The organism is Enterococcus infantis (assembly GCF_049166715.1).
GTDB lineage: Bacteria > Bacillota > Bacilli > Lactobacillales > Enterococcaceae > Enterococcus_C > Enterococcus_C leclercqii.
Genome location: NZ_JBMHFB010000009.1, coordinates 44,390 through 67,163, shown reverse-complemented (window position 1 = coordinate 67,163; position 22,774 = coordinate 44,390). Strand labels below are relative to the sequence as shown.

The following is a 22,774-nucleotide window of genomic DNA, read 5'->3' as shown; positions in this document are numbered from 1 at the left end:
TCCCTTTTTAATTTTTCTTACCTATTTAATTTGAGCGCACTTTCCATCTAGTATACCCTTTAAAATCTTATTTAAAAACTATTTTAATTAAATTATATCGACTAATAAATACAAATTGCAAGTACAAGTTTGGATAAGAGTCAATAGATGAGACACTTTTTGCGAGAGAGTTTTTTATGCAGCTAAAATTTCCTGTTCAAATTGACTTGGAGATAAATATGCCAATGAACTGTGAACTCTTCGATTATTATAAAATCCTTGTACATAACTAAAAATTTCAACTTTCGCTTCTTTAAAATTTTGATATATCGGACGTTGGTACACGTGTTCTTTCTTCAATGACGCATGAAAATACTCAATACCAGCATTGTCGTAGGGACAGCCTTTTCAGCTGTAAGAATGGGTAATCCCTAATTTTTCCAACTTTTCTTCATATTCATTGCTGGTGTATTGTGACCCTAAATCGGTATGCAAAATTAAACCATTCTCAATATTTCGATTTAAAATAGCGTCATCAAAGGCTTTTTCAACAATTTCTGTTGTCATTTGTTGATCAAAGTGATAGCCGATGATTTTTCTTGAATGAAGATCCATAATCGTTGATAGGTAACACCAACCGTCTTCTAGTGTGTTGATGTAGGTAATATCGGCTACCCACTTTTGATTTAAATCAGTTGTTGAAAAATCCTGTGTAAGCAGGTTCGGATAGTTCTTTAACAGTCGTTTTGCTACTTTACATGCTTTGAATTTCTTGATGGAAACTGATTGAATCCCTTGACGTTTCATCGACTTTTGAACCCGTTTGACACTTATTTTACGGTACTCTGGAAATTTTTGTGTTAATGGATAGCGGATTTTTCTAGCCCCATAGATACGATCACTTTCGTGATAGATACGGAAAACCCGTTGATCTAGTAATTCCTGTTCCTGCATTCTTTTTGGTTGTATCGGATGGATTTTTCTATAATACGTTGCTCTGGGTATCTCAAGAAGCTGGCACATTTTTGAAACACTATGGTGGCCTGCTTCGCTCTCTTGACGAATGAATTCAATCACTTCTAATTCTTTGCCAGCAGGCCGAGTGCTTTTTTTAGGATAACGATCTCTTCAGCTTGAGTCTTTAGATGTTTCTAGAGGTGCCCTTAAAAATCTATTCTAGCGGGAAGTTTCAAAGCATGAAAAGGGTAAACCCTAAATAGATATATAAGCAAATTGGCGACACTACTTGCCCCAGGGCCTACTTACCTCTGTTTCTCTAAACGACCTTATTTTGTATAACAAAGATGTTTTTAAAGCAAAATTGGAGGATATCAATTGATATCCCCCAACATTAATATGAATTTTAGGCTTTGAAATTTCTACTAATTGCACATGAAAATCATTAGTTCTTGAAGCCTGCATAAATAATTTCCCATGTTTTTGAATCCTCTATTACCCAATAATAATTATCATACTTTGTGTAAGAGTCTAAAGCTCCTTGAACTGTCCCAGTCTTTATCGTTGAGTTCAAGAAGATTATGTTCGCTTTGTTTTGATAGGAAATATCTAACATAGGTAGATAATCTATAACTAACTGATTCGATTCTTCTTCATCATATTCAATTGATAGTAGTTTCCCACTATCCAAATATTGGTTATATGAATTGACTACTTCGTTGACAGCAGAACCAATCTCTTCCTTTGAATATTTTTCAGAATTACCTATTTTCTCCGTTGGTTGTGAAGAACACCCTGTGATTACATAAGTGATAAAAAATAGAAATACCAATCGTGACAATTTCATACTATCACTCCAATCACCTGTGTCTATTCGTTATCTAAGTTTTCTTTGTTAATTAAAGTAAATTTGATTTTTGCTACATTTTCACCAATATTAATGATAACCCAAGCAAATGCAAAACCACCCACATACAGGAAGAAATTTTCCGCACGTTCTAAAGCAAAATTGATCCTATACTTGGAGATAACTTCTTCAGCTAATTGCAACTTAGTAACGTCCAGGCCAGTAATAGTTTGAACTATAAAGTTTACGAATACTACGAATGCTATGATAAAAAATAAAACCTTTATCATTCTAAACAATACGTACTCTTTTTTGCTAAAGAACGTCCACTTATAATTCATTTAATTTCCCCATTCTATTTATATGTGTGTGCTACGCTATAGTACATTCCATAGGGTTTTTTTGCAGTTCCATCTTTACCATTTGGATACGATGCATTTCTAACAGAGTATGAATGCGTGTTATATAGTGTCCCCATCCTAACTGTAGAATATTTTACCTTACGCCCATTAACTTTTGATGGAACGGTATATTTTCCACTATGTGTTACACTATACGATGTCGTTACAGAAAACCCAACAACCGAGCTTATAAATTTGGCATCAACACCTAATGAAGCTGAATATTGAGCTGAAACACTCTTAGTCAGATAAAGGTTAAGTTCAACTCCTGGATCACCTTGAATAGCTTGTAATGATGCACCACGTGTATCTGCCTTCCTCCCATTATACTTGAAATATAACATTTTTCCATTCTGTGTCATCTTAATCCATTTTCCTATTGGTGGTGCAGCTCTTTTTGTAGGAATATCTTGTCCGGATTTATCAAATATAACTATTAACTCTCCAGTTTCTGATTTAGCTAATTCCGTAGTTACTGCATTCTCTAAATCAGTATCAGAGACAAAGTCTTGTGCATACAGAACGATAGGTTGTTGATGATATGAATCTAAGCCCACACCTTCATAATCTAAAGTGGCATCGGCTTCTGTAAACAAATCTCTTTCATCATTCTCATTAATCTGGCCGATCCTCGCAGCATCACCTCCCATTGCTTCAGTTTGGGTTACCCCAATAAAAGCAGATAAAATCACACTTGATATAGCTATTCCTTTCAAAATCCTCTTAATCATCTTTGTTCTCCCTTTTTGTTTGCTTCTCTGACCTTATCTGAGTTTTGTTCCTTTCCTTATAATGTATAACTATGGTATTTCTATCTTAACTAACATTAATACGCAGATATTTAAATTGGTTGTCTATTTACCTTGTAGTATAGACCTTTGCTTAAAATGAAATCGCTTACATTATTGTAATGATGCATCATATCACCATATGAAAGAATTCCTACTAATTCTTCCTGAACTCTACCTATTTGAACCGGCCGAACAAGCCGATTGGGCAGAACAGGGCGGACCTAATCACCGCTAAAGATAAATTAATGTCAGCTTTATACAGGAAGAAGTATAAAGCTTGTCCGAAAATTTCTACAAATCTCTAAAAATGATACCTTTTGCTGAACCCTTCAGCACTGGTTCGCCAGTTTCAAGGGAACGAGCAACTGTCGTTTTGGAACAGCCACCGAATCTCGCAACTTCTTTCACGCTTTCGACCTGTTGCACAGATCCGTCTGGGTAGTGAATCACAATGGAGCGAGAGCGATCCCGCGCTGAGAATTTCCCACAGATTGCTTCTAGTTCAGCTACACAGACCTGTACTTGACGGATTTTGTCCTCTTGCTCTAACCAAGAAGTGTTTACCCCCATGATTGCCAGCATCATCCTTCGGATTCGGCGCTTTTCTTCTCTCCTATCCATTTGATCACCACCTCGTAATATATATTTTAGAAAGATTAATTCCCTCTTTCTAAGCTTCTGGGTCTAAATAATTTAAAATAACAAAATTCCTTGCGGAATATGTTTCGGTATTGTTGAATTTCTCAGATACAATGGATGTATGGAAAGGATCCATCGGGAATTTGCTATCACCACCTGTAGCTGGTTCTGTTGCAAAGTTTCCGATAAGCTCATTTTGAGGTAAAATAATTGAAAAAGATAGCTTGGAGGAATGAAGATGACTCAGTTCAAAGGAAAACAATTTCAAAAAGACGTGATTATCGTAGCCGTCGGCTACTATCTTCGGTACAACCTGAGTTATCGTGAAGTGCAGGAAATTCTGTATGACCGAGGAATTCACGTTTGTCACACCACAATTTACCGTTGGGTGCAAGAATACGGAAAGATTCTTTATCAAATTTGGAAAAAGAAAAACAAACAGTCCTTTTATTCATGGAAAATGGACGAGACTTATATCAAAATTAAAGGAAAGTGGCATTATTTATATCGCGCTATCGATGTAGATGGCTTAACCTTAGATATCTGGTTACGGAAAAAGCGCGACACACAGGCTGCGTATGCTTTTCTAAAACGACTGAAGAACCAGTTTGGAGAACCAAAGGTTCTAGTAACGGATAAAGCACCCTCTATTAAGAGTGCCTTCAGAAAGCTTCAGAAAAATGGACTGTATATAACAACAGAACATCGAACAATCAAGTATCTGAATAATCTGATTGAACAAGATCATCGTCCAATTAAGCGAAGAAACAAATTTTACCAAAGTTTGCGAACAGCCTCAACCACGATTAAAGGCATGGAAGCGATTCGAGGAATTTATAAAAAAAGCCGAAAAGAAGGGTCTCTTTTTGGCTTTTCCGTCTGTACAGAAATCAAAGGACTATTAGGAATCCCTGCTTAAATAAGAATCATCTTGAAAAACTAATGACCTTTTTGAGACTTTGCAACAGAACCCCCGTTAGTACCATCAATACAATCAAAATTGCGATCAAGGCACTCATCTGCACAAAAATGACAAAATACGCCAAAGTAGCAAAAATAACAAGCAAAACAAGACTTGCTTCAACAAATGATGAATCTTTTTTTAACATATATAATTCCTCTTTTTATCTCTAGATAGCTTCAGTTTAGCATATTTTTTTGCGACTCACCTTAGCATTCGCAAACTGACGAGTATCCATTCAAGAATTCATGCAAATGACCATAATCCTGAGACACAAAAAAATCTGTCTTTTAAAATCGTCACGGCGACCCAAAATTAGTTCCAAGCAAAAAGTCCCGAAAATCCAAAAGTTTGAACAACAACTTTCGAATTTTCAGGACCTTTTACTTGGAGCTTTTCAGCTTCAATCTTTGTGGTAGGGTGGCCACATAATCGCCATTATGCGGCCTAATTTTTAATTAGCGACCTTTTTGAATGTCTACTAAGATTTTCGATTGTGATTTGTCTCTAGTCAAAAGACCAAAGCCTTCTTCCACAATTTCTTCTAATTCAATTTTTCTTGTAATCACTGGATCAACAGCTAATTGACCACTTGCAATCGCTTGAATTGTTTGGGCAAATGTCGTACGGGTATAGGCAATGGTCGAAGTGATTTTCACACCAGAGTTAATCAATTGCATTGGGTGCCAAGATATTTCATGAGCAAAAATAGACACAATGACCATCATGCCGCGTGCTTTCGTAACATCTATCGCTTGTTTGACTGTTACTTCAACGCCCGCAACTTCAAAAGCAACATCGACCCCACCGTTTGTCATCGCACGGATTTCCTCAACAACATTTACTTTTCCTGAATTCAATGTGACTGTCGCACCTAATTCTTTGGCTTTTTCTAAACGTTCTTCTGACAAATCACAAACGATAATATCCACCGCACCAGCAGCCTTGGCAGCAGCAGCCACTAAACATCCGATTGGGCCGGCTCCAAAAATAGCAACTTTGTCACCAAATTTTACGCCGCCTTCTTTACACGCTTGTACAGCAACCGCTGTTGGTTCAACTAAAGCTCCTTCTTCAAAAGACATTTCATCTGGCAATTTGTACACGTAATGTTCTGGAACGGTACAATATTCAGCGAAGCCGCCATCTCTTGCCAAGCCAATAAAGTTATAGCCATCATACAAATCAACTTCTTCAACTTTTGCTTCATTTGACATCGTAGGAAAAATAGCTACACGATCGCCAACTTTTACATCCTTCACTTGTGAACCAACTTCTTCAATCGTTCCAGAAAATTCATGCCCCATCGTTAAAGGCGCTTGACCTTTTGCAAATGGATCTGGTTGATCAACGGGAATAAAAATTGGTCCTTCTAAAAATTCATGTAAGTCTGAACCACAAATCCCAGTAAATGCTACTTTTACTCGAACTTCATCTGGTTCACACGCCTTTACTTCGACATCTTCTACACGGACATCTTTTTGTCCATACCATACTGCTGCTTTCATTTGACATTCCTCCATGCATCATTCATTCATCACGTTTCCTTCAAAACATGTGAAGCACTTAGATAATGAGCAAAAAGCGTGCCAAAATTAAAACAGTTGATAAAATCGTACTTTCTTAGAAACACTGTAACAAATCGGAAAGTTTTATGAAACATCATGTTACAAAACGTATCACGATGTATCGTATGCTTCGAATGGAAAAGACAGAAAAACCAGAAGTTGCCTTTCCAACTTTTGATTTTTCTGCCTTTTCACTTATAGTAGAACTTCTGACACACGACCTTAAATACGAATAAACCTTTTAGAATACTAAACTATACGGATTTTCCAAGTAGAAAATGATGCGGCCTAAAAATTCTGCAGCTGGTGAACCGTCTAAGATTTGATGATCGAATGTCAAGCTTAATGGTAATTTCTTCAACTCAACTACTTCGCGATTTTCATCAAATGCTAATTGGCTTTGCATTGACCCAACACCTAAGATACCAATTTCTGGTGTATTGATGATTGGTGTGAAGTACTCTGCTCCACTCTTGCCAAGATTACTGATCGTAAAGGTCGAACCTGAATAATGCTTGCCAGCTAACGACCCATCACGAGCTTCGGTAATCCGACTATTTAAGGTCTTTCCTAATTCAGTAAGCGTCATGCGATCAGCGTCTTCAACGACTGGTACAACTAGGCCATCTGCAACGGCAACGGCCATTCCAAGATGAACTGCCTCTTGTTTTTCATAAGAACCATCTTGATACCAGGCATTCATATCTGGTGTTTCTTTCAAAGCCAAGATGACTGCTTTTGAAAGCAAGGTCGTAATACTTAATTGACCATCCTTCAATGGAACACTCGATTTAGATTGCAATTCTTTCTTGAATGCTAATAAATTCGTAATATCTGCTTTTTGTTGGATGGTTACTTGTGCTGTAGATTGTAAGCTATGCATCATACGTTCAGCGATTGTCTTACGCATACCTTTTAAGCCAGCTCCGACGGTTGAAGATGCGGCTGCAATAGTAGTCTCCACACTTGGTTGATGACGCTGTACATCGCGTCGAGTAATTCGACCATTGCCACCTGAGCCATTAATTTGGGCAATATCAAATCCTTTTTCAGCAGCTAATTTGCGTGCTAATGGTGTAATAAAGATACGTTCACCTGCTTTTCTTTCGGGTGCCGCTTGTGCTTTTGGTTCCTCACTTGTTGCCTTATTTTCCTCTACTGGAGCAGAAGTAGGTTCAGCTGGTGAAGCCTCCCCGCTTACTTGTTCACCTGGCTCTCCGATATAGCCGATTGGCGCAGTACATTCCGCATCATCGCCTTCTGCTACCAAAATTTTAATCAATGTTCCATCTACTGACGATTCAATGTCGTAGCTTAGTTTTTCAGAACTAATTGTACATACAACTTCACCTTTACTAACGGCATCGCCTTCTTTTTTCGCCCAATTGTCGACGGTTCCTTCTGTCATTGTAAGCCCTAATTTAGGCATTGTAATTTCTGTTGCCATTCACTATCCACCTCCTCTTATTTCTTTAAGTCCGCGATTAATTCATTTGCAGTTTCTAATACACGGTCTGCATTTGGTAAGTATAATTGTTCTAAGTTTGTAGCAAATGGTACGGGTGTATTTGGTGCACAGACACATTTAATTGGTCCATCTAGATAATCAAATGCTTTGTCTCCGACGATAGATGCAATATCTGTCGCAGTATTATTATGGGGATTGGCTTCGTCAATCACGATTAAACGACCTGTCTTCTTCACTGACTGAATAATCGTTTCTTGATCCCACGGTGCTACAGTAACCAAGTCGATTACTTCTACAGAGATGCCATCTTTCGCTAATTTATCTGCCACTTCAAGAGCAACGTATAACATTTTTCCGATAGTCACAATGGTCAAATCCGTTCCTTCTTGTTTTACTTTTGCTTTTCCGATTTCAACAGTATAGTACTCTTCTGGCACTTCACCTTTTAAGCCATAAAGAGTCTTATCTTCAGAGAAAATAACAATGTTGTCATCTTCGATAGCAGCCGTTAGTAATCCTTTAGCATCATAAGGGTTAGAAGGGACAACTACTTTGACCGCTGGAATAGAGCCAAAAATGCCATAATATGATCCTGAATGTTGAGCAGCGGCACTTGCGCCTGCACCATGGCACGTACGGACAGTCATCGGAATTTTCGCTTTTCCTCCAAACATATAGCGCATTTTAGAGCCTTGAGCTAAGATTGTGTCAAAACAAAAACCAATAAAATCATTAAACATCAATTCTGGGACTGGACGTAATCCTGTAGCAGCAGCACCAACTGCCGCTCCCATGTAGCCCATTTCTGAGATTGGTGTATCAATCACACGTTCGCGACCGAATTTAGGCATCAGACCTTTTGTGACACCAAACACGCCACCCCAAGCATCTTCATTTGACTCTTCTAAGTGAGGAACCTTTGCTCCTCCGGCAATATCTTCACCAAGTAAGATTACTCGATCGTCACGCTCCATTGATTGTTCTAATGCTTCGTTAATAGCTTTCATAAAAGTAATTTTTCTAGTCATGTTTCTTCTCTCCTTTTTCTCTGCTTAGTCTGCGAATACATCTTCATACAATGCTTCTGGGCGTGGAACTGGACTTTCTTCAGCAAATTTAATGGCATGCGCAATATCAGTAGTTGATTTTTCAGCAATTTCTTCTGCTTCTTTTTTCGTTAATAATTTTTTCGCAATTGCTTTTTCGATAAATTCTGGAATACAATCGCGGTCTTGGCGATTTTTTTCTTCACCATCTATATTTTTGTATTTTTGTTCGTCACCTTCAAAGTGCCCGTAATTACGATACGTTACACATTCAACCAGTGTTGGCCCTTCGCCTTTTCGTGCACGCTCGATTGCTTCCCCAGTAGCTTCATAGACTGCAAACAAGTCATCGCCATCCACTCTTACACCGGGAATGCCATATGCTGCTGCACGTTCGGCGATTGTTTTAGAACCGGATGAATACCATTGCGGTGTTGCTTCCGCAAATGAGTTATTTTCGTTAACAAAAATGACCGGTAATTTCCAAATCGACGCCATATTAATTCCTTCATGGAACGTCCCTTCATTCGCAGCGCCATCACCAAAGAAACATACCGCAACATCTTTTGTTTTTAGATATTTATTTCGTAAGCCCGCTCCGACAGCGATTGGGAAGCCCCCACCGACCATACCGTTAGCCCCAAGCATTCCTTTACCGACGTCGGCGATATGCATCGAGCCACCTTTTCCTTTATTTAAACCTGTTTCTTTCCCATAAATTTCAGCCATCATGCCATCTAAGTCGCAACCTTTTGCGATACAATGTCCATGACCACGGTGCGTACTTGTAATATAATCATCATCTGTCAAATTCGCACAGACGCCTGTTGCAATTGCTTCTTCGCCAGCATATAAGTGAACGAATCCTGGAATTTCACCTGTCGTAAAAATATCATGCACTTGGTTTTCAAAATTACGGATATCGTACATTGTTTTTAGGATCCATTTTGCTTGATCTTTTGTCATTTTTGTCATTTTCTTTTCCTCCTTATTAACCATGAATTGCTCGTCCAAATAATGAATTGCTCGTCTCACCAATCACTTCAGAAAGCGTCGGATGGGCAAAAATCATTTCATCAAGCTCATCAATTGTTCCTTCTGCTTCTTTTACAGCTAAAATCGTATGAATCATCTCTGTTGCATGGCTTCCGACAATTACCGCTCCTAGAATTTGATGGTAGTGTTTTTCACTAATTATTTTGACAAATCCATCTGTTTCCATCGCTGCAATGGCTTTCCCATTTCCTGAAAAAGGCATCATCTTCACAACTACATCTTGATATTGGGCTTTCGCTTCTTCTTCAGATAGTCCAAAACTTGCTACTTCAGGACTAGTGTAAAGACAACGTGGGACAGATGTTTTATCCACTGGGAATCTCTCAGTACCAAACATCGCCTCGACAGCGCGTATCCCTTCTTGACTGGCAACATGTGCCAATTGATAACCTCCGATGACATCGCCTATTGCATAGATACTTGGAATACTGGTCTGATACGTATTGTTTACGCGAACGAAACGGCTTGCTTCATCCAATTCAATCTCCAGTTGACTCGCTAAAGTCAAATCTGGTTTTCGCCCAGCAGCTACGAGTAAGCGATCATATGCCACAGCTTTCCCAGCTACGATGACTTCCTTATCGGTTACTTGGTCAATTTTTGCAGAAGTCGTAATGGCAATGCCCATTTTTGACAATTTCTTTTTGATGATTTTGCGCGCTTCTGGATCTTCCGTTAGTAAAATATCTTTGGCTACCTCTAATAACGTTACGTCTACGCCCAATGGTTTCATTGCAAATGCCAACTCCACTGCAATAATCCCACCACCGATAACGACAAGTTTTTTCGGTAATTCAGCCATAGAAAAGAACGTATCGGTCGTATTATAATGTGCGTGTTCAATCCCATTAATCGGTGGCACAAAAGGTTTTCCCCCTGTCGCCAATAAAATCTTTTCAGCATGCAATGCTTTCTCAGCTACCTCGACGCACGTCTTAGAAACTAACGCAGCCTCACCTTCGATGTAATCAATTTTATTACTCGAAAACAAATGCTGAATGCCCGATTGCAGTGTTTGAACGACGCCATTTTTTCGATCGACCATTTTTGAAAAGTCTAAGGCATTGAGCGTAGTATCTACACCATGTTTTTTTCCTTCTTCCAATGATAAGAGCCAATGCGCATGTTGCAGATAGCTTTTCGAAGGTATACAGCCCACATTTAGACAGGTACCTCCTATTTTATTCTTTTCGACCACAGCTACTTTTTTGCCGAGTTGTGCAGCTTTAATCGCCGCAACATAGCCGCCCGGTCCAGCGCCAATGACAATTAAGTCATAGTTTGTCATGAATTGTCCCTCCTTATTGATTACGCTTTCAGTCTAGTAATAAGCAAGTTGCATGCCAACTTTTTTGTGAAACAAGAGAGAACATCTCTCCTTTCACAAATCCTTGCTATACGACTGATTTACGATGTTATACAACAAATCACTCCGGCCATATTTTTAATCTTGAAACACACACTTTGGAATCGCTTACCTTTTTGAGACACAATCGCAACAAAGATGTGATACAGTTTGTCTCATTAGCGAGTTTCTGAGACACAAAAAAAAGAGAAGTTTCCTTCTCTTTTTTTTTTTGCTTCAAACTATTTTTTTACTAAAAAAACAAATTTCTTCTCAATTTGCTTTTTTTCACAAAAATTTACCAAGACAACTCGTATTTTTTTAGTTTGCGATACAGTGTTGCTCGTGAGATATTTAATGTTTCTGCTGTTTTTGTCATATTGAAATGGCTCGCTTCTAACGCTTCTTCAATCCGATGTTTTTCTGATTTTATTTTGCTAGTAAAGATAGGTTCGTAGGAATTGGTTGAACCCTGATTTAGGTAAATGCTACCTGTTTGAATTAAGGCGTTCAATTCATCCTCTGACGGTTCTGAATCAGAGTAAAATATCGCCACTCGCGATAGAAAATTATTGAACTCCCGGATGTTACCGTACCAAGGATATCCTTTGGCAACTTTTTCAATCTTCCACTTCCAATCAATTTCCCAATGATTGCTCACCATAAATCGGTCAACCAGTGGAGCAATATCCTCTAAGCGTTCTCTAAGAGGCGGAATGCGGACCGTACATACAAATAAGCGATAAAATAGATCTTCTCGGAACTTGCCTTCTAGGGCCAACTTCCGTAAATCCTTGTTACTTGCCGTAATTAAGCGAAAATCAGTCATGACCGGTTTTCCACTAATAGGGGTCACCATCTTGTCTTCTATTACACGAAGCAAAGATTGTTGCATCTTTTCCGACATACTATCAATCTCATCTAAAAATAAGCTGCCGCCATTGGCTTGTGATAATTTTCCTTCAAACCCTTTCGCATTGGCGCCAGTAAACGCGCCTGGTGCATAGCCAAAAAGCTCACTTTCCAATAAATTCTCACTAATAGCCCCACAATTAATAGCAATCAAAGGGCCATTTTTTTGTGGACTATTTTGGTGAATGGTCTGCGATATTATTTCCTTTCCACTACCTGACTCGCCAAAAATATGAATTGGCACACTCGTTGTAGAGACCTTAATAACCTGATTCAAAAACTGTTGGTAACTCTTACTTCTAGAAGCTACACCTGGATAGGTCGGTGTGTTACCCTTTTCATTTTTCACTTGATACAATTTGTATTTGTAACCGATTAGTTGGCGATTACGCATAATACTTTCTTGATCATAAATCATTGCTGGACTAATGATTTTACGCATATCCTGCCCTATATGAAACTGATCTGCCATACTAGGCGGTACTTGAATAATGCGAAAATGCGCATCACAAAAAAGAACTTCTTCTAAAAAAGACTTTGCGTACTCTAATAAGTCATTTCGTCGTTGAATGTGCCGTTTCATCAGCTGATTGGATATTTTTTGCGTCAGCATCGTCAATAGTAAAAATGAATCCTTCGCCGTCGAGTTTTGATACGTTGATATATCTAGGACTCCGAGAATTTCATTGTTTTCATCAAGAATTGGTGATGCCGCACAACTCCATTTTCTTGATGCTGCCGAGTAATGTTCTTCCAAAGCAAGACACTCATCTTCTTTTGATCGCAAGGCCAGACCGATAGCATTCGTACCGACTTCTAACTCTGACCAATTACTTCCTTCACGAAAGGCAATCTCATTGGCAAAATCTCTTGCTTGATAATTTCCCGTTCGCCAAATGATATTTGCTTCATTATCGGTTAGAATAAATAGTTGATTTGTTAAGTGAAACTGTTTTTCAATGCTACTTAATTCCGCTTTAACAAGTTGGATGAGTTCTTGATTCTCTTGCTGCTTCGTTGTTAAGTCACTTGCAGTTAAAATTTTTGGTGGTTTGACTAAAAAAGGATCCACATGGTTTTGTAAACAGAATTGCCATGAATTAGCTATTTTTGATGGAAGCTGCGTTAGGACTCTCGTTTCTCCTTGTACAAACTGCTTCCAAATTTGTTTTTCCATCTAATCATCTCCTTTAATCCTTTACACTATTATACAACAAGATTGTGAAATAAAAAAAGGAAGTCTATCTGCCCTTAAATTCTGTCAATCGAGATGGATTCACTAAGCTTTTTTTTTTTATTTCAGTCTAAAGTCTGTTTTTCCCCCTTCGTTTGTATCTTGGTTTCTTCATACAAGTAATCAGGTAAAAACATGGCAACGGTCGTTTTAACGACTAAAGCATAAATTTTTCGTTGCAAATCGTCCATTTTCGCTAATGCAGATTCGGTAGGTACTTGTTTTGTTGGGATAATGGCGTGGTGTTCCTGTACCTTGCTACCGTCCACATAACGCTTTCTAGGCTCTGTTTGAACCATTTCAAGATCAAGTCCTAAAAAACCGCTATATTTGCCAAAATTCGCTTTTAAATAAGCAAATTCGTTCTCTGTAATAAATGGTGTATCTGTTCTTGGATAACTCAATAATTTTGCTTCATACAGTCCTTGCATAGCTTTTAAAGTTTGGCTCGCTGTCGCTTTATAAAGCTGATAAACTTTTGATTGCAAACTACTTAAAGAAAACAGACTCGGACTATTCGTTTTTTTCTCTTTGGTTTGAACATCAGCAATTATCCCCTCTTGATTGCCTATTTTAGCTTGTTTAGAAGAAACAAAAGCTAAAAGCTCCTCTTGGGTTTTAAAACGCTGTGTGGGGCTTAGAACGCCCTTAAATGACCCTTGGTTTACTTTTATACTAGCTTCCACCTCGAAAAAAGGTTCTTTTTTAAAATTCTCTATGGCTTCCTGGCGCTGAAAAATAAGGTATAAGGTGGGCGTTTGAACACGTCCTAGTGAAAATGTACCTTGTACGCCTTTCTGTTGTAAATTTAACGTATACAAAGGGCTTGCGTTCATGCCGATCAACCAATCGGCAATTTGGCGTGTTTGCGCTTCTTGATAAAAGGGATAGTAATTCATTCCTGGTTGCAAATTTTGAAAACCGCTTCGGATCACATCTTTTTCTAAGCTATTGATCCATAGGGTTCTGTTGCAAAGTTTTAAATCTACTATCAAATAAGGTAGAATAATAGAAAAAGATAGCAGGAGGAATGACGATGAATCATTTTAAAGGAAAGCAATTTCAGCAGGATGTGATTATTGTAGCCGTGGGCTACTATCTTCGTTATAACCTTAGCTATCGTGAAGTTCAAGAAATCTTATATGATCGTGGCATTAACGTTTCTCATACGACGATTTATCGTTGGGTGCAAGAATATGGCAAACTACTCTATCAAATTTGGAAAAAGAAAAATAAAAAATCCTTTTATTCATGGAAAATGGATGAAACGTACATCAAAATTAAAGGAAAATGGCATTATTTGTATCGAGCCATCGATGCAGATGGTTTAACCTTGGATATTTGGTTACGTAAAAAACGGGACACACAAGCAGCCTATGCTTTTCTTAAGCGGTTAGTGAAGCAGTTTGATGAACCGAAGGTTGTAGTCACAGATAAAGCCCTCTCTATTACAAGTGCCTTTAAGAAACTAAAAGAATACGGCTTTTATCAAGGGACAGAACATCGTACCATTAAATACCTGAATAATTTGATTGAACAAGACCATCGTCCAGTAAAGAGACGCAATAAATTCTATCGAAGTTTACGCACTGCCTCTACCACGATTAAAGGCATGGAAGCCATTCGAGGATTATATAAGAAAACCCGAAAAGAAGGCACTCTCTTCGGGTTTTCGGTCTGTACTGAAATCAAGGTATTATTGGGAATCCCAGCTTAAATCATAGATACCGTAAGGGATTTTATTCTTTATTTAAAACTTTGCAACAGAACCATAAAAACTGTTTTCCCTAAACAGTGCCATTCAAGTGTATCTCTAAAAAAATCCAATAATTATCCAATTTCCATGTTTTCCTAACCTCAACCTATATTGAAAAAAACTAATTACTTTTGATAAATTATCAAGATATTTTACATTAACTTTCACTTGAATATCATCTCCATCTTCTGTATAAACTGGGGCAACTATTTCCACAAATGTTAGATTCGAATTGATTGGCCTCATCACATCCTCTTTTACATAATATTCAAGTTCTTTTTCCGATGCTGCTGGATAAAGCTTGAAAAATGTCTGTAAAAACTCGGTGATTTCCTCCGTTGTTTTGGCATCAATTTCTGAATTGTTTTCTTCTTGCTTTACCTCGTATTTTGCCTCATCGGGTTTTGTAATCATGGTAGGTAAACTCGTCACAATATGATTCCCGTTTTCATCTTCAAAGATTGTCACTCGATAAGCAGAAGAAATTTGTTCAGATTTTTTCCCTTCTGTGATCTTTTGCTCCACTAAAAATGAAACGGTAAAATCTTCCGCGCCCTTTTCGACATATAATACTTTTACTGACTGAACTTCGGAACTAGTGGGAATATCTGCCCGGACCATATCTTGACTCAAAGCGAGACCTTCTTCTGTAAGATATTGTCCAAGAGTACTCATTCTTTTTTCAATTACTTCTTTATTATTCTTCCAGGAAAAATATTCTTTCACAAAATCCTCTGTAAAGCTTTCAACACCAGAAGTATTCACTATCTTCTCTTTTATAACCACTTTTTCATGAGTTGTATGTTGATCAATGGCAGTGAAATTTTTGTAGATACCAAAAGCAAGACTACAAGACAATAAAAGCCAAAGGGCAAGCACCATTTTTCGATGCTTACCCACGGATACTACTCGTTCTTTCTTCTTTTTTGGAGTCTTTTCCTTTTGACTCCGTTCAATTTTTATCTTCATGTTCATTCCTCTTTTCTTTTATTTGTATCGGCCAGCTCCGATAAGATGTTGCTGCCAATAGCTTTCTGTTAGATTTGTCCAGCCCACTGGATCTCCTGCATGAAACATGCGATTCTCTCCCGCATAAATACCCACATGGGTTACATAAGTACCGGCATCATAAGTCGAATGAAAGAAAACCAAATCACCTGGTTTGGCATCTTTTAAATCAATATGGGTCATGGCATCATATTGATCCTGAGCAACTCGAGGAAGTGTTAAACCAACTTTGGCATAGCACCATTGGGTCAGGCCACTACAATCAAATCCCGTTTCAGGACTTGAGCCACCAAACACATAGGCCGTTCCTTCATACTTAAACGCCTCGTCAAAAATCCCTTGAACTGTTTTATCATCAAACTGTGTAGTAGTTAGATATTGCTTCACTAATAAGCAATAAAACATATTGCCGTAGTTATAGCGCCATCCACCATTTTCCTTAATAGCGATGGGATTTGGATAATCAACTTTTTGACCACCCGATTTTTCCTTTGAAAAAGATTCGGCTAAAGCAAAACTATGCTTCTTCCCGTTTTTTACGACATGATCCAGATATCCGCCGCCATAGTTATAGGCCTGAATAATACTGTCTTGATCACAGCCCAACTCATTTGCTCGTTTGACCAAAGAGGCAAAATAGAGACACCCTTGTTTAATGGATGCCTCGGTACTTAATGAATTCGGTGGTAAGCCGGCCGACTCAGAACTTTGCATAACGTCTTCCATTGTGCCACCAGATTCTACTTGAATTATCGCCAAAAGAATCGGGACATACTCTGTTATATCCGATTCTTTGGCATATTTTTCCACCATTGCTCGGTGTTTCAAAACTTCTTCTGAGACACTACTCCCCCCAGGAGAAGCACCTGAACTGCCACTTCCTTCACTGTCTTCACCAAACAACAAACCCACACACATCAAAATTCCCATAAAAAAGATTGTCAGGAAAGTTAATGAAATGACAGCCAATTTCTTCAAGTTCATTTTTTCTCACCTGACCTTGGTTTTGAACGAGGGTTCATTCTTTTTTTTATTTTTTGATTGGTCCGCTTTGGAAGAGTAGACCTCTGTTTCACTTGTTGAAAAGAATTTTTCTTACCTGAGGATTGGTTTATTCCTTTTGAAATGATTTCTTGACCAGCTAGTTTTCGTTTGATTTCAGGATTCAGATTTGCTCTCACAATCCGCTTTGGTGCTTCTTTCGTCCGCGGCCTATCTTTTTGAGATTGAAACTCTGTTTTTATCGGAACATTAGTCCTTCTTTTCCCATGACGATTCCCTGTTTCATTCAATACTTTGCGCTTTTCAGCCATTTTTTCATCTCTACGTTGTCGTTGTTCTTCTCGCAACTCCGCTCGATTTGCTTTTTCTTGGACAAGTCCGCGCTTGAATTCTTCTGGTGCTTCTTTCGTCTTTTCAATTCCTTTATGGAGGTTGTATTTCAAGTTAGTTGGCGCATTCCGTACTCCATCCTTTACTTGTTTGGTCTTATCTTTCACCAAAGCTTGGGTATCCAGAACTTTGCCTATTTTTCTCCCGGCCAAATTCATTCGAGATTGTTTCTTATTATTTGAAATTGGATTTTCCTTATTCGAGTCAGGCAACACCTCTTGATCGTTCGATAATCGTGAGTTCTTTCGTAGAGCAGAATCGGATGGCTTAAATTTGGATTTTGATTGTTCCTTTGCCAATTTATTTCCGACTGCTGCACCTCCACCAAAAGCTAAAGTTCGGCCCACATTTCGATTGAGTTGCCGCAATTTACGGTTCATTAACATTTGTGGTTTTCGCATAACCCGTCTGCCCATTGACTGACTATCATTACTTTGAATGTTGAACATGCTCATAATGTCCCCTAATTTGAAATAGATACCGGAAAAGGTCACAAGTTGCAGAAAAGCGACCATGAAGAAGGGATAGGAGGCGGAAATATTGAAAAACATCGTGGAAATACTAAATGCAGTCGTGATGACTAATGTAACTCCCGCTCGCATCATAATCGTATTGAATAAGCGAATAATCGCCTTCTTGCCCAAACTCTCATAAGTCGGCAACATGGACAATAAGAAACTGATAGGAAGAAACATCGCAAAAATAATAAAGAGAATTTGGGAGAACAGCATGATTCCTGTAAGAAGAAAGACAAAGAAGGAGATACCAATATTGAACAATACTAAAAAGACCACGGTCCCTAAGCGGTTCATGGTCTTCGTGATACTTAGATTCGCATTGTCATTGTCTTCAATCTCAGCTTTGACCGCTTCTTCTCGATCCTTCCCCTTATTTTCATCAGGACTTACAGATAAAATCTTGCTGACCCGGTCTTCGCCAATTTCTTCTATATTGGAATCATCAAATTGTAATAGTAGCCACGGTTGTTGGACTTGGATAGAAAACAAACTGTCACGAATTAAATCCACACTATCCTTGCCTTGGCTTTCGGAATTGGGAATAACGATTTCCGTTCCGAGGCTAAGTGCCGCCTCGCTAACATCAGAACTGAATTCATTGATTTTCGTGATATAAGTAGGCGCATAGGCGATAAAAGAACCAGATAGTAGAAAGATCACTACAAAATTTATTACTCCTCGAACTGCCTTCGTAGTTTCTCGCTTGAGTAAACCTGTATAAGCCACATATACGCCAACTACTAAAATCATCAATAGAAGAAAGCCAAAGTAAAAGCCTGAAGTTTGAAGGCCATTTTCGGTAATACCGGCTAAGGTTTGAATATTCTTCCCAATGCATTCAGCCGTATCCGAAATAAAATCCAATTTATAAGCTTCTTGAACCACATAACCCGTGGCGTTCGACAAATACAGACTTACTGTCCAAATAAAATTGGTGATGGCATAAAGTCCATACATCACGCTCTTCCCTAGGCCATCCCCCCAATTCCAAGGGAGCCAATCCCAGGAACTATCTACAAAGAAATCAAGCTGATAGTTATTCAAGGAATATTGAGAATATAAATTGCCGGCTTTCACCGTGTCGTCTACAAGCCCCGTCGCCTCGGCTACCGTACCAACTAAACTCAATAGAGCTGTCAGAGTAAGTATGCTAATAAAAACGATTCCTACAATCCGAAAAAGTTTCTTTTTCATCCCCTCACTCCGTTCTTTCTTGAACCGGCGGACGAGTATCAAAAGCATGGAAGAGTTCTTCAAAGACTGGATGAACTTGGACCACGCCTACTCGACCATACAAATCTTGCATCAAGCATTGCCCATTTTCCAAATCTCGTAGGCGTTTTTGATTGCTTTCATCTTCTTGATCTAACCCAAAGAATTCCAAAGTCTTCTTGATTTCATGAATATCGGTACTTCGAAAAGCAAACTTCAATCCGATATTGTTCTTCAAGCGTTCATCCAGTAGGTCATCACTATTTTGAGTGACAAAATAAACCCCGGCATTCATGGCCCGACCAGCACGCACTAATTTATTCGATAAGGTCTTTCCTTGTGCCACTTGAAGAAAACTCCACGCTTCATCCAGGTCCACAATCTTGAAAACTTCTCGATTGCTATGGATAAAATCCAAGGCAAAAGTCGAAATGACGATAAGCATAGAGACACTTAGTAACTCCATGGTGGTATATTCTTCAAAAGTTGTTTCTGCATCTGGTAAAACCAAATCCGCTACTTGAATGATATTTAACTGTTTATCTAAACTAATCGATTGGGTAATCGAACCATCTGAGAAAAGCAAATGGGCAAAATCATAATCGATAAAAGACTCGATATGATCCGCGATATTTTCCGCAACTGGTGAGCCCTCTTTTCGAAGTTCATTAATGACTTGTAGCAATCCTCGCTGCTCACTTTGGGTAACGGTCCGAATGGCCTTGCGTAATACAGGGAACTTCTCCCCATCTCGACTGGAAATCCCTGTTAAGAAAGTCAGAATATCAATCGCTAGACTTTCCGAGTCCTTCTTTTTCTTCATAATCACATAGGGATCGAGTAAGCCTTGATTTTCTGGCTTACTAGTTAAGTTGAGAATATTGATTTCATCCGCAATTTCTGGCAAGGTCTCTTTCCATCCTCCACGCTCCCCTTTTGGATCGACAATCACAGCTTGACCACCAAAAAGGACGGCATAATAGACTAAGAGATTGTTGCTAAAAGATTTCCCACCACCGAGTGAACCAAGGAACGCAGCTGCCAAAGCATTGGTAACTGAACCCTTCACCCCTTGCGAAGCCAATGCGGGTTTCAAGTAAACATTCCGCCCTGTATCGACATTGTAGCCAAAATAAATACCTTCCAATTCCCCTAGCATTTGAGTAGCCCCAAAACCAAGTCCCGCCAAGAAGTCAGACGTAACATACTGAATATAGTCGTTCATATATCGTTTACTTGAGGGTAAGAATTCTTCATGTAGCCCCATCATATCGCCAAAGGGCCGGACTAGTTTCACATTAGTATCATCATAAAAATCAAGCACTTCATCACAACGGCGTTTTAGTTCATCCACGGATTCCGCACTCACGCGAACCACATAACTTAGTTTGTACATGGATTCTTTCGATTGATCCAAAGTAGTTTCCAATTCATCTACGGAATCCAACGCATCTGAAACATTGGCATTCGTTTCATTGTCGGATTGATACGCATGATTATCTAAATCCTTTAATTCCTTTTTCTTATTGCGAACGGTAGCAAGTGCCTTTTTGTTCGTCACAATTTCCACATTCATTGAAGTATCAATCGGAAACGTAAATTGTTGTTGCTGGTAATAGAAAAGTTCCGAGGAAGGAAACTCCATCTCTCCTACAATCGTATTAATTGTTAAATAGGCAACATACGATTCATGATTTTCATGTTCCATCCGTAAGTACCGAGGCTTTTCTTCAATCAAACAACGACTAGGACGTAGTAGGTCATAACGTTTCACCAAAGTTTCCGACTTCAGCTTTTTCTTTGGTAGCTGAAATTCATATTCTTCAAACGGTGTACCTTTTTCACCATAGATATGTTCAATCAGGTAGGTTAGATTACTCGGCGTGACTCGTCTGACTTTGAATCTTCTAGCCAATTTACTTTCCATTAGTTTTTCAAGCTTAGTATACCGATGAATTTCTTCATTGGATAAGGAAACAAAATCCCCCATCAAATGATGATTTACCCCATAGATAAATTCTTGAAACCCAGAAAAGAAAGATTTCTTGAGACTTTTTAGATTGACTTCTTCATCCGTCGCAATCAGTTTGAAGCCAATAAAAAAACGATGATCAATCTGACTATCGCCAATCATGGATACTAATGCATCCGTCTGTAGGTCAAGCCGTTGTTTCGCCACTTCTTTGAGTCTACCGGTAATTTCCTTTTTCGAACGTTCTTGTGTGGCGTGAATACTGCTTTCTGTCGCAATTTGTAAGGCATGGATCTTACCTTCACGGTTTTGCGCAATTAGTTGGCGAAAGTTATCATGTACTTGATATTTTTGTTCCGGTGACAAAAAGGAGTAGTTGTAAGGCACTAATTCATAGTAGGCAAAACATTCGCCTTCTTGGTTAAACACAAGATTGTTTTCGATATACTTAATCGGGTACATAGTTCACACTCCTCACTAAGGTAATGGATTCATCCCATCGTTTTTTCTGTTCTTTGACTTTCTTTCCTGCAAAAGTGACCTTAAATCGTAAGTGATAGCTGATAAAGGATCGTAAAAATCCCAATGGTTTCTTACCGTCAAAGGTCTTTTGCGACATGAACCAAGTAACTGCCACTGGTATGCCTAAGTATTTTAAAAACGCCCCCTCTATCATAGATAGTGGAGGCACATGGGCAAATACAATGACAAACAGCAAGGATAAAACAAACCAAGCCATCTGGTTAAAGGTCACAGGAAAAGGCAGCTGAAAGTCATTAATTGCATAAATGACTTTTTCAACTGCCCAAATACTGGTATAGCTTTTTATTTTTTTCATATTTCACCTCTCATTATTTAGTTATTTTCTCAGATGCTTAGGTAACATTTGATTCAGCTCTTCTTCTGCAAAATATTGTTCCTCTTCATTTTTAAGTGCTTTTTGAGCTTTGTAATAACTTTTTGAACTTGTTTTCGGTGCAATTTTATAAATTTCACTTGTTTTTTCTTGTAAATCATCCCTTTTTTCCATGATTTGCTGATTATTTAGTATAGGTAAGTCAGTTAGTAGAGAAATATATTGTTCTCTGATTAGCCACAGCTCGTTTGATATGTTTTGATGAGACGCTATTTCTTCTTTCAAATCAAAGTCTTTAAAAAAGATATTAATAGCTAATAAAAACGTCGAAACAAGCCCTGCAAGAACTTTATAAGGTGTCCCGTTATCAGCGAAAATACTACCTATAAACCCTCCAGTTGAAATTGCAGATAATACAATCTGAATATATTTGATTATAGTGTTTGTTTTCTTAATTCTATCTACTTCTTTATTATGTGTTGTGTAAGTATAAACTAGCCTTCCATATGCTTCTTTGATTTGTACTTCTAAGTTTTGTTTATGATGGGAATTTTGATCCATAGATATCCCTCCATTTACTTTTCGCTGACAAAGGCATATTACTTTTCTCATATTCGATAGCAACCAAAGCCAATTTATATGATTGTTTTGCTTTCATCTGGAAATTTTTCAATTTGTAAACACGTCGATTACTCCCGGGAGCATACCAGAATTCAATAGTAGTACTCAGATTTTTTAAATACTCAAAAAAATCACGGCTCATAAAATCATAATAAAGGTAAGACTTATCTCGAAAAGTCCAATCCTTTATAAATTTATATGCGAGTGTATCTATCAGTATCCCACTTATTGGCAC

Annotated in this window: 19 protein-coding genes and 3 pseudogenes; 2 read left to right on the top strand and 20 right to left on the bottom strand. The window is 38.4% G+C overall.

Annotated elements, in window-relative coordinates; genetic code table 11:
- Positions 1-174 precede the first annotated feature (174 nt).
- The 6 genes and pseudogenes from ACOMA8_RS11620 to ACOMA8_RS11595 all read right to left on the bottom strand — a co-directional run.
- Positions 175-372: pseudogene (locus ACOMA8_RS11620) on the bottom strand (IS3 family transposase); the annotation flags it as partial.
- A gap of 15 nt (positions 373-387) precedes the next feature.
- Positions 388-1,080 (bottom strand): annotated as a pseudogene (locus tag ACOMA8_RS11615) (IS3 family transposase); the annotation flags it as partial.
- Between the two features lie 301 nt (positions 1,081-1,381).
- Positions 1,382-1,783: a hypothetical protein gene (locus ACOMA8_RS11610; RefSeq protein ID WP_421370924.1), complete on the bottom strand. Its 402-nt coding sequence runs from the start codon at positions 1,781-1,783 to the stop codon at positions 1,382-1,384.
- Positions 1,784-1,806: 23 nt separating this feature from the next.
- On the bottom strand, positions 1,807-2,124 hold the full coding sequence (locus ACOMA8_RS11605) for a hypothetical protein (RefSeq protein ID WP_421370923.1): 318 nt from the start codon (positions 2,122-2,124) through the stop codon (positions 1,807-1,809).
- A 14-nt stretch (positions 2,125-2,138) separates the two neighbouring features.
- Positions 2,139-2,915 carry a hypothetical protein gene (locus tag ACOMA8_RS11600; protein ID WP_421370921.1) on the bottom strand — a complete coding sequence of 259 codons (777 nt, stop codon included), beginning with the start codon at positions 2,913-2,915 and terminating at the stop codon, positions 2,139-2,141.
- A gap of 351 nt (positions 2,916-3,266) precedes the next feature.
- A complete protein-coding gene (locus ACOMA8_RS11595) occupies positions 3,267-3,596 on the bottom strand; it encodes a hypothetical protein (RefSeq protein WP_421370919.1) in 330 nt (109 codons plus the stop codon).
- 256 nt (positions 3,597-3,852) lie between these two features.
- On the opposite strand from ACOMA8_RS11595, the gene ACOMA8_RS11590 reads away from it, so the two are divergent.
- The gene (locus tag ACOMA8_RS11590) at positions 3,853-4,533 is read left to right on the top strand and encodes an IS6-like element ISEnfa1 family transposase (RefSeq protein ID WP_000191454.1); all 681 of its coding nucleotides are present in this window, start codon (positions 3,853-3,855) and stop codon (positions 4,531-4,533) included.
- Positions 4,534-4,540: 7 nt separating this feature from the next.
- Here the strand turns inward: ACOMA8_RS11590 and ACOMA8_RS11585 are convergent, their stop codons facing one another.
- The 8 genes and pseudogenes from ACOMA8_RS11585 to ACOMA8_RS11550 all read right to left on the bottom strand — a co-directional run.
- Complete coding sequence (locus tag ACOMA8_RS11585; protein ID WP_421370917.1) at positions 4,541-4,723, bottom strand: hypothetical protein; 183 nt, start codon at positions 4,721-4,723, stop codon at positions 4,541-4,543.
- Positions 4,724-5,033: 310 nt separating this feature from the next.
- Positions 5,034-6,083, bottom strand: coding sequence for a 2,3-butanediol dehydrogenase (locus tag ACOMA8_RS11580; RefSeq protein ID WP_025188186.1), 1,050 nt, complete (start codon positions 6,081-6,083; stop codon positions 5,034-5,036).
- A gap of 301 nt (positions 6,084-6,384) precedes the next feature.
- Positions 6,385-7,590, bottom strand: coding sequence for a dihydrolipoamide acetyltransferase family protein (locus ACOMA8_RS11575; RefSeq protein WP_002405049.1), 1,206 nt, complete (start codon positions 7,588-7,590; stop codon positions 6,385-6,387).
- A 17-nt stretch (positions 7,591-7,607) separates the two neighbouring features.
- Complete coding sequence (locus tag ACOMA8_RS11570; protein WP_002405048.1) at positions 7,608-8,639, bottom strand: alpha-ketoacid dehydrogenase subunit beta; 1,032 nt, start codon at positions 8,637-8,639, stop codon at positions 7,608-7,610.
- Between the two features lie 24 nt (positions 8,640-8,663).
- Positions 8,664-9,632 carry a thiamine pyrophosphate-dependent dehydrogenase E1 component subunit alpha gene (locus ACOMA8_RS11565; protein ID WP_010731441.1) on the bottom strand — a complete coding sequence of 323 codons (969 nt, stop codon included), beginning with the start codon at positions 9,630-9,632 and terminating at the stop codon, positions 8,664-8,666.
- Between the two features lie 16 nt (positions 9,633-9,648).
- On the bottom strand, positions 9,649-11,001 hold the full coding sequence (gene lpdA, locus ACOMA8_RS11560) for a dihydrolipoyl dehydrogenase (RefSeq protein WP_325810848.1): 1,353 nt from the start codon (positions 10,999-11,001) through the stop codon (positions 9,649-9,651).
- Positions 11,002-11,356: 355 nt separating this feature from the next.
- Positions 11,357-13,147 carry a sigma-54-dependent Fis family transcriptional regulator gene (locus ACOMA8_RS11555; protein WP_421370912.1) on the bottom strand — a complete coding sequence of 597 codons (1,791 nt, stop codon included), beginning with the start codon at positions 13,145-13,147 and terminating at the stop codon, positions 11,357-11,359.
- A 146-nt stretch (positions 13,148-13,293) separates the two neighbouring features.
- A pseudogene (locus ACOMA8_RS11550) lies at positions 13,294-14,103 on the bottom strand (DNA topoisomerase); the annotation flags it as partial.
- A 137-nt stretch (positions 14,104-14,240) separates the two neighbouring features.
- Between ACOMA8_RS11550 and ACOMA8_RS11545 the strand changes: the two are divergent.
- Positions 14,241-14,921 (top strand): IS6-like element IS1216 family transposase, encoded by a 681-nt coding sequence (locus ACOMA8_RS11545; RefSeq protein ID WP_181441734.1) that lies wholly within the window; start codon positions 14,241-14,243, stop codon positions 14,919-14,921.
- Positions 14,922-15,017: 96 nt separating this feature from the next.
- Here ACOMA8_RS11545 and ACOMA8_RS11540 read toward each other — a convergent pair whose 3' ends face one another.
- From ACOMA8_RS11540 to ACOMA8_RS11515, 6 genes are read right to left on the bottom strand one after another with little or no spacing between them, the layout of a single operon-like run.
- On the bottom strand, positions 15,018-15,929 hold the full coding sequence (locus tag ACOMA8_RS11540) for a conjugal transfer protein (protein ID WP_421370910.1): 912 nt from the start codon (positions 15,927-15,929) through the stop codon (positions 15,018-15,020).
- An 18-nt stretch (positions 15,930-15,947) separates the two neighbouring features.
- Entirely contained in the window at positions 15,948-16,952 is a 1,005-nt protein-coding gene (locus tag ACOMA8_RS11535) for a bifunctional lytic transglycosylase/C40 family peptidase (RefSeq protein WP_421370908.1), read from the bottom strand.
- A complete protein-coding gene (locus tag ACOMA8_RS11530; RefSeq protein ID WP_421370906.1) occupies positions 16,949-19,072 on the bottom strand; it encodes a CD3337/EF1877 family mobilome membrane protein in 2,124 nt (707 codons plus the stop codon). The genes ACOMA8_RS11535 and ACOMA8_RS11530 overlap by 4 nt, the downstream gene beginning before the upstream one ends.
- 4 nt (positions 19,073-19,076) lie before the next feature.
- Positions 19,077-21,524, bottom strand: a complete 2,448-nt coding sequence (gene tcpF, locus ACOMA8_RS11525) for a conjugal transfer ATPase TcpF (RefSeq protein WP_421370903.1) — start codon at positions 21,522-21,524, stop codon at positions 19,077-19,079.
- Positions 21,511-21,900, bottom strand: a complete 390-nt coding sequence (locus tag ACOMA8_RS11520; RefSeq protein ID WP_010739394.1) for a conjugal transfer protein — start codon at positions 21,898-21,900, stop codon at positions 21,511-21,513. The genes tcpF and ACOMA8_RS11520 overlap by 14 nt, the downstream gene beginning before the upstream one ends.
- 21 nt (positions 21,901-21,921) lie before the next feature.
- Complete coding sequence (locus ACOMA8_RS11515) at positions 21,922-22,479, bottom strand: SLATT domain-containing protein (protein WP_421370901.1); 558 nt, start codon at positions 22,477-22,479, stop codon at positions 21,922-21,924.
- Positions 22,480-22,774 lie beyond the last annotated feature (295 nt).

What these genes read in the sequence shown, in the direction of transcription:
- ACOMA8_RS11580 (WP_025188186.1), bottom strand. Translation starts at nt 6,083, where the DNA reads ATGAAAGCAGCAGTATGGTATGGACAAAAAGATGTCCGTGTAGAAGAT.
- ACOMA8_RS11530 (WP_421370906.1), bottom strand. Translation starts at nt 19,072, where the DNA reads ATGAAAAAGAAACTTTTTCGGATTGTAGGAATCGTTTTTATTAGCATA.
- ACOMA8_RS11605 (WP_421370923.1), bottom strand. Translation starts at nt 2,124, where the DNA reads ATGAATTATAAGTGGACGTTCTTTAGCAAAAAAGAGTACGTATTGTTT.
- ACOMA8_RS11540 (WP_421370910.1), bottom strand. Translation starts at nt 15,929, where the DNA reads ATGAAGATAAAAATTGAACGGAGTCAAAAGGAAAAGACTCCAAAAAAG.
- ACOMA8_RS11600 (WP_421370921.1), bottom strand. Translation starts at nt 2,915, where the DNA reads ATGATTAAGAGGATTTTGAAAGGAATAGCTATATCAAGTGTGATTTTA.
- ACOMA8_RS11595 (WP_421370919.1), bottom strand. Translation starts at nt 3,596, where the DNA reads ATGGATAGGAGAGAAGAAAAGCGCCGAATCCGAAGGATGATGCTGGCA.
- ACOMA8_RS11575 (WP_002405049.1), bottom strand. Translation starts at nt 7,590, where the DNA reads ATGGCAACAGAAATTACAATGCCTAAATTAGGGCTTACAATGACAGAA.
- ACOMA8_RS11515 (WP_421370901.1), bottom strand. Translation starts at nt 22,479, where the DNA reads ATGGATCAAAATTCCCATCATAAACAAAACTTAGAAGTACAAATCAAA.
- ACOMA8_RS11570 (WP_002405048.1), bottom strand. Translation starts at nt 8,639, where the DNA reads ATGACTAGAAAAATTACTTTTATGAAAGCTATTAACGAAGCATTAGAA.
- ACOMA8_RS11565 (WP_010731441.1), bottom strand. Translation starts at nt 9,632, where the DNA reads ATGACAAAAATGACAAAAGATCAAGCAAAATGGATCCTAAAAACAATG.
- ACOMA8_RS11520 (WP_010739394.1), bottom strand. Translation starts at nt 21,900, where the DNA reads ATGAAAAAAATAAAAAGCTATACCAGTATTTGGGCAGTTGAAAAAGTC.
- ACOMA8_RS11535 (WP_421370908.1), bottom strand. Translation starts at nt 16,952, where the DNA reads ATGAACTTGAAGAAATTGGCTGTCATTTCATTAACTTTCCTGACAATC.
- tcpF (WP_421370903.1), bottom strand. Translation starts at nt 21,524, where the DNA reads ATGTACCCGATTAAGTATATCGAAAACAATCTTGTGTTTAACCAAGAA.
- ACOMA8_RS11585 (WP_421370917.1), bottom strand. Translation starts at nt 4,723, where the DNA reads ATGTTAAAAAAAGATTCATCATTTGTTGAAGCAAGTCTTGTTTTGCTT.
- ACOMA8_RS11555 (WP_421370912.1), bottom strand. Translation starts at nt 13,147, where the DNA reads ATGGAAAAACAAATTTGGAAGCAGTTTGTACAAGGAGAAACGAGAGTC.
- lpdA (WP_325810848.1), bottom strand. Translation starts at nt 11,001, where the DNA reads ATGACAAACTATGACTTAATTGTCATTGGCGCTGGACCGGGCGGCTAT.
- ACOMA8_RS11590 (WP_000191454.1), top strand. Translation starts at nt 3,853, where the DNA reads ATGACTCAGTTCAAAGGAAAACAATTTCAAAAAGACGTGATTATCGTA.
- ACOMA8_RS11610 (WP_421370924.1), bottom strand. Translation starts at nt 1,783, where the DNA reads ATGAAATTGTCACGATTGGTATTTCTATTTTTTATCACTTATGTAATC.
- ACOMA8_RS11545 (WP_181441734.1), top strand. Translation starts at nt 14,241, where the DNA reads ATGAATCATTTTAAAGGAAAGCAATTTCAGCAGGATGTGATTATTGTA.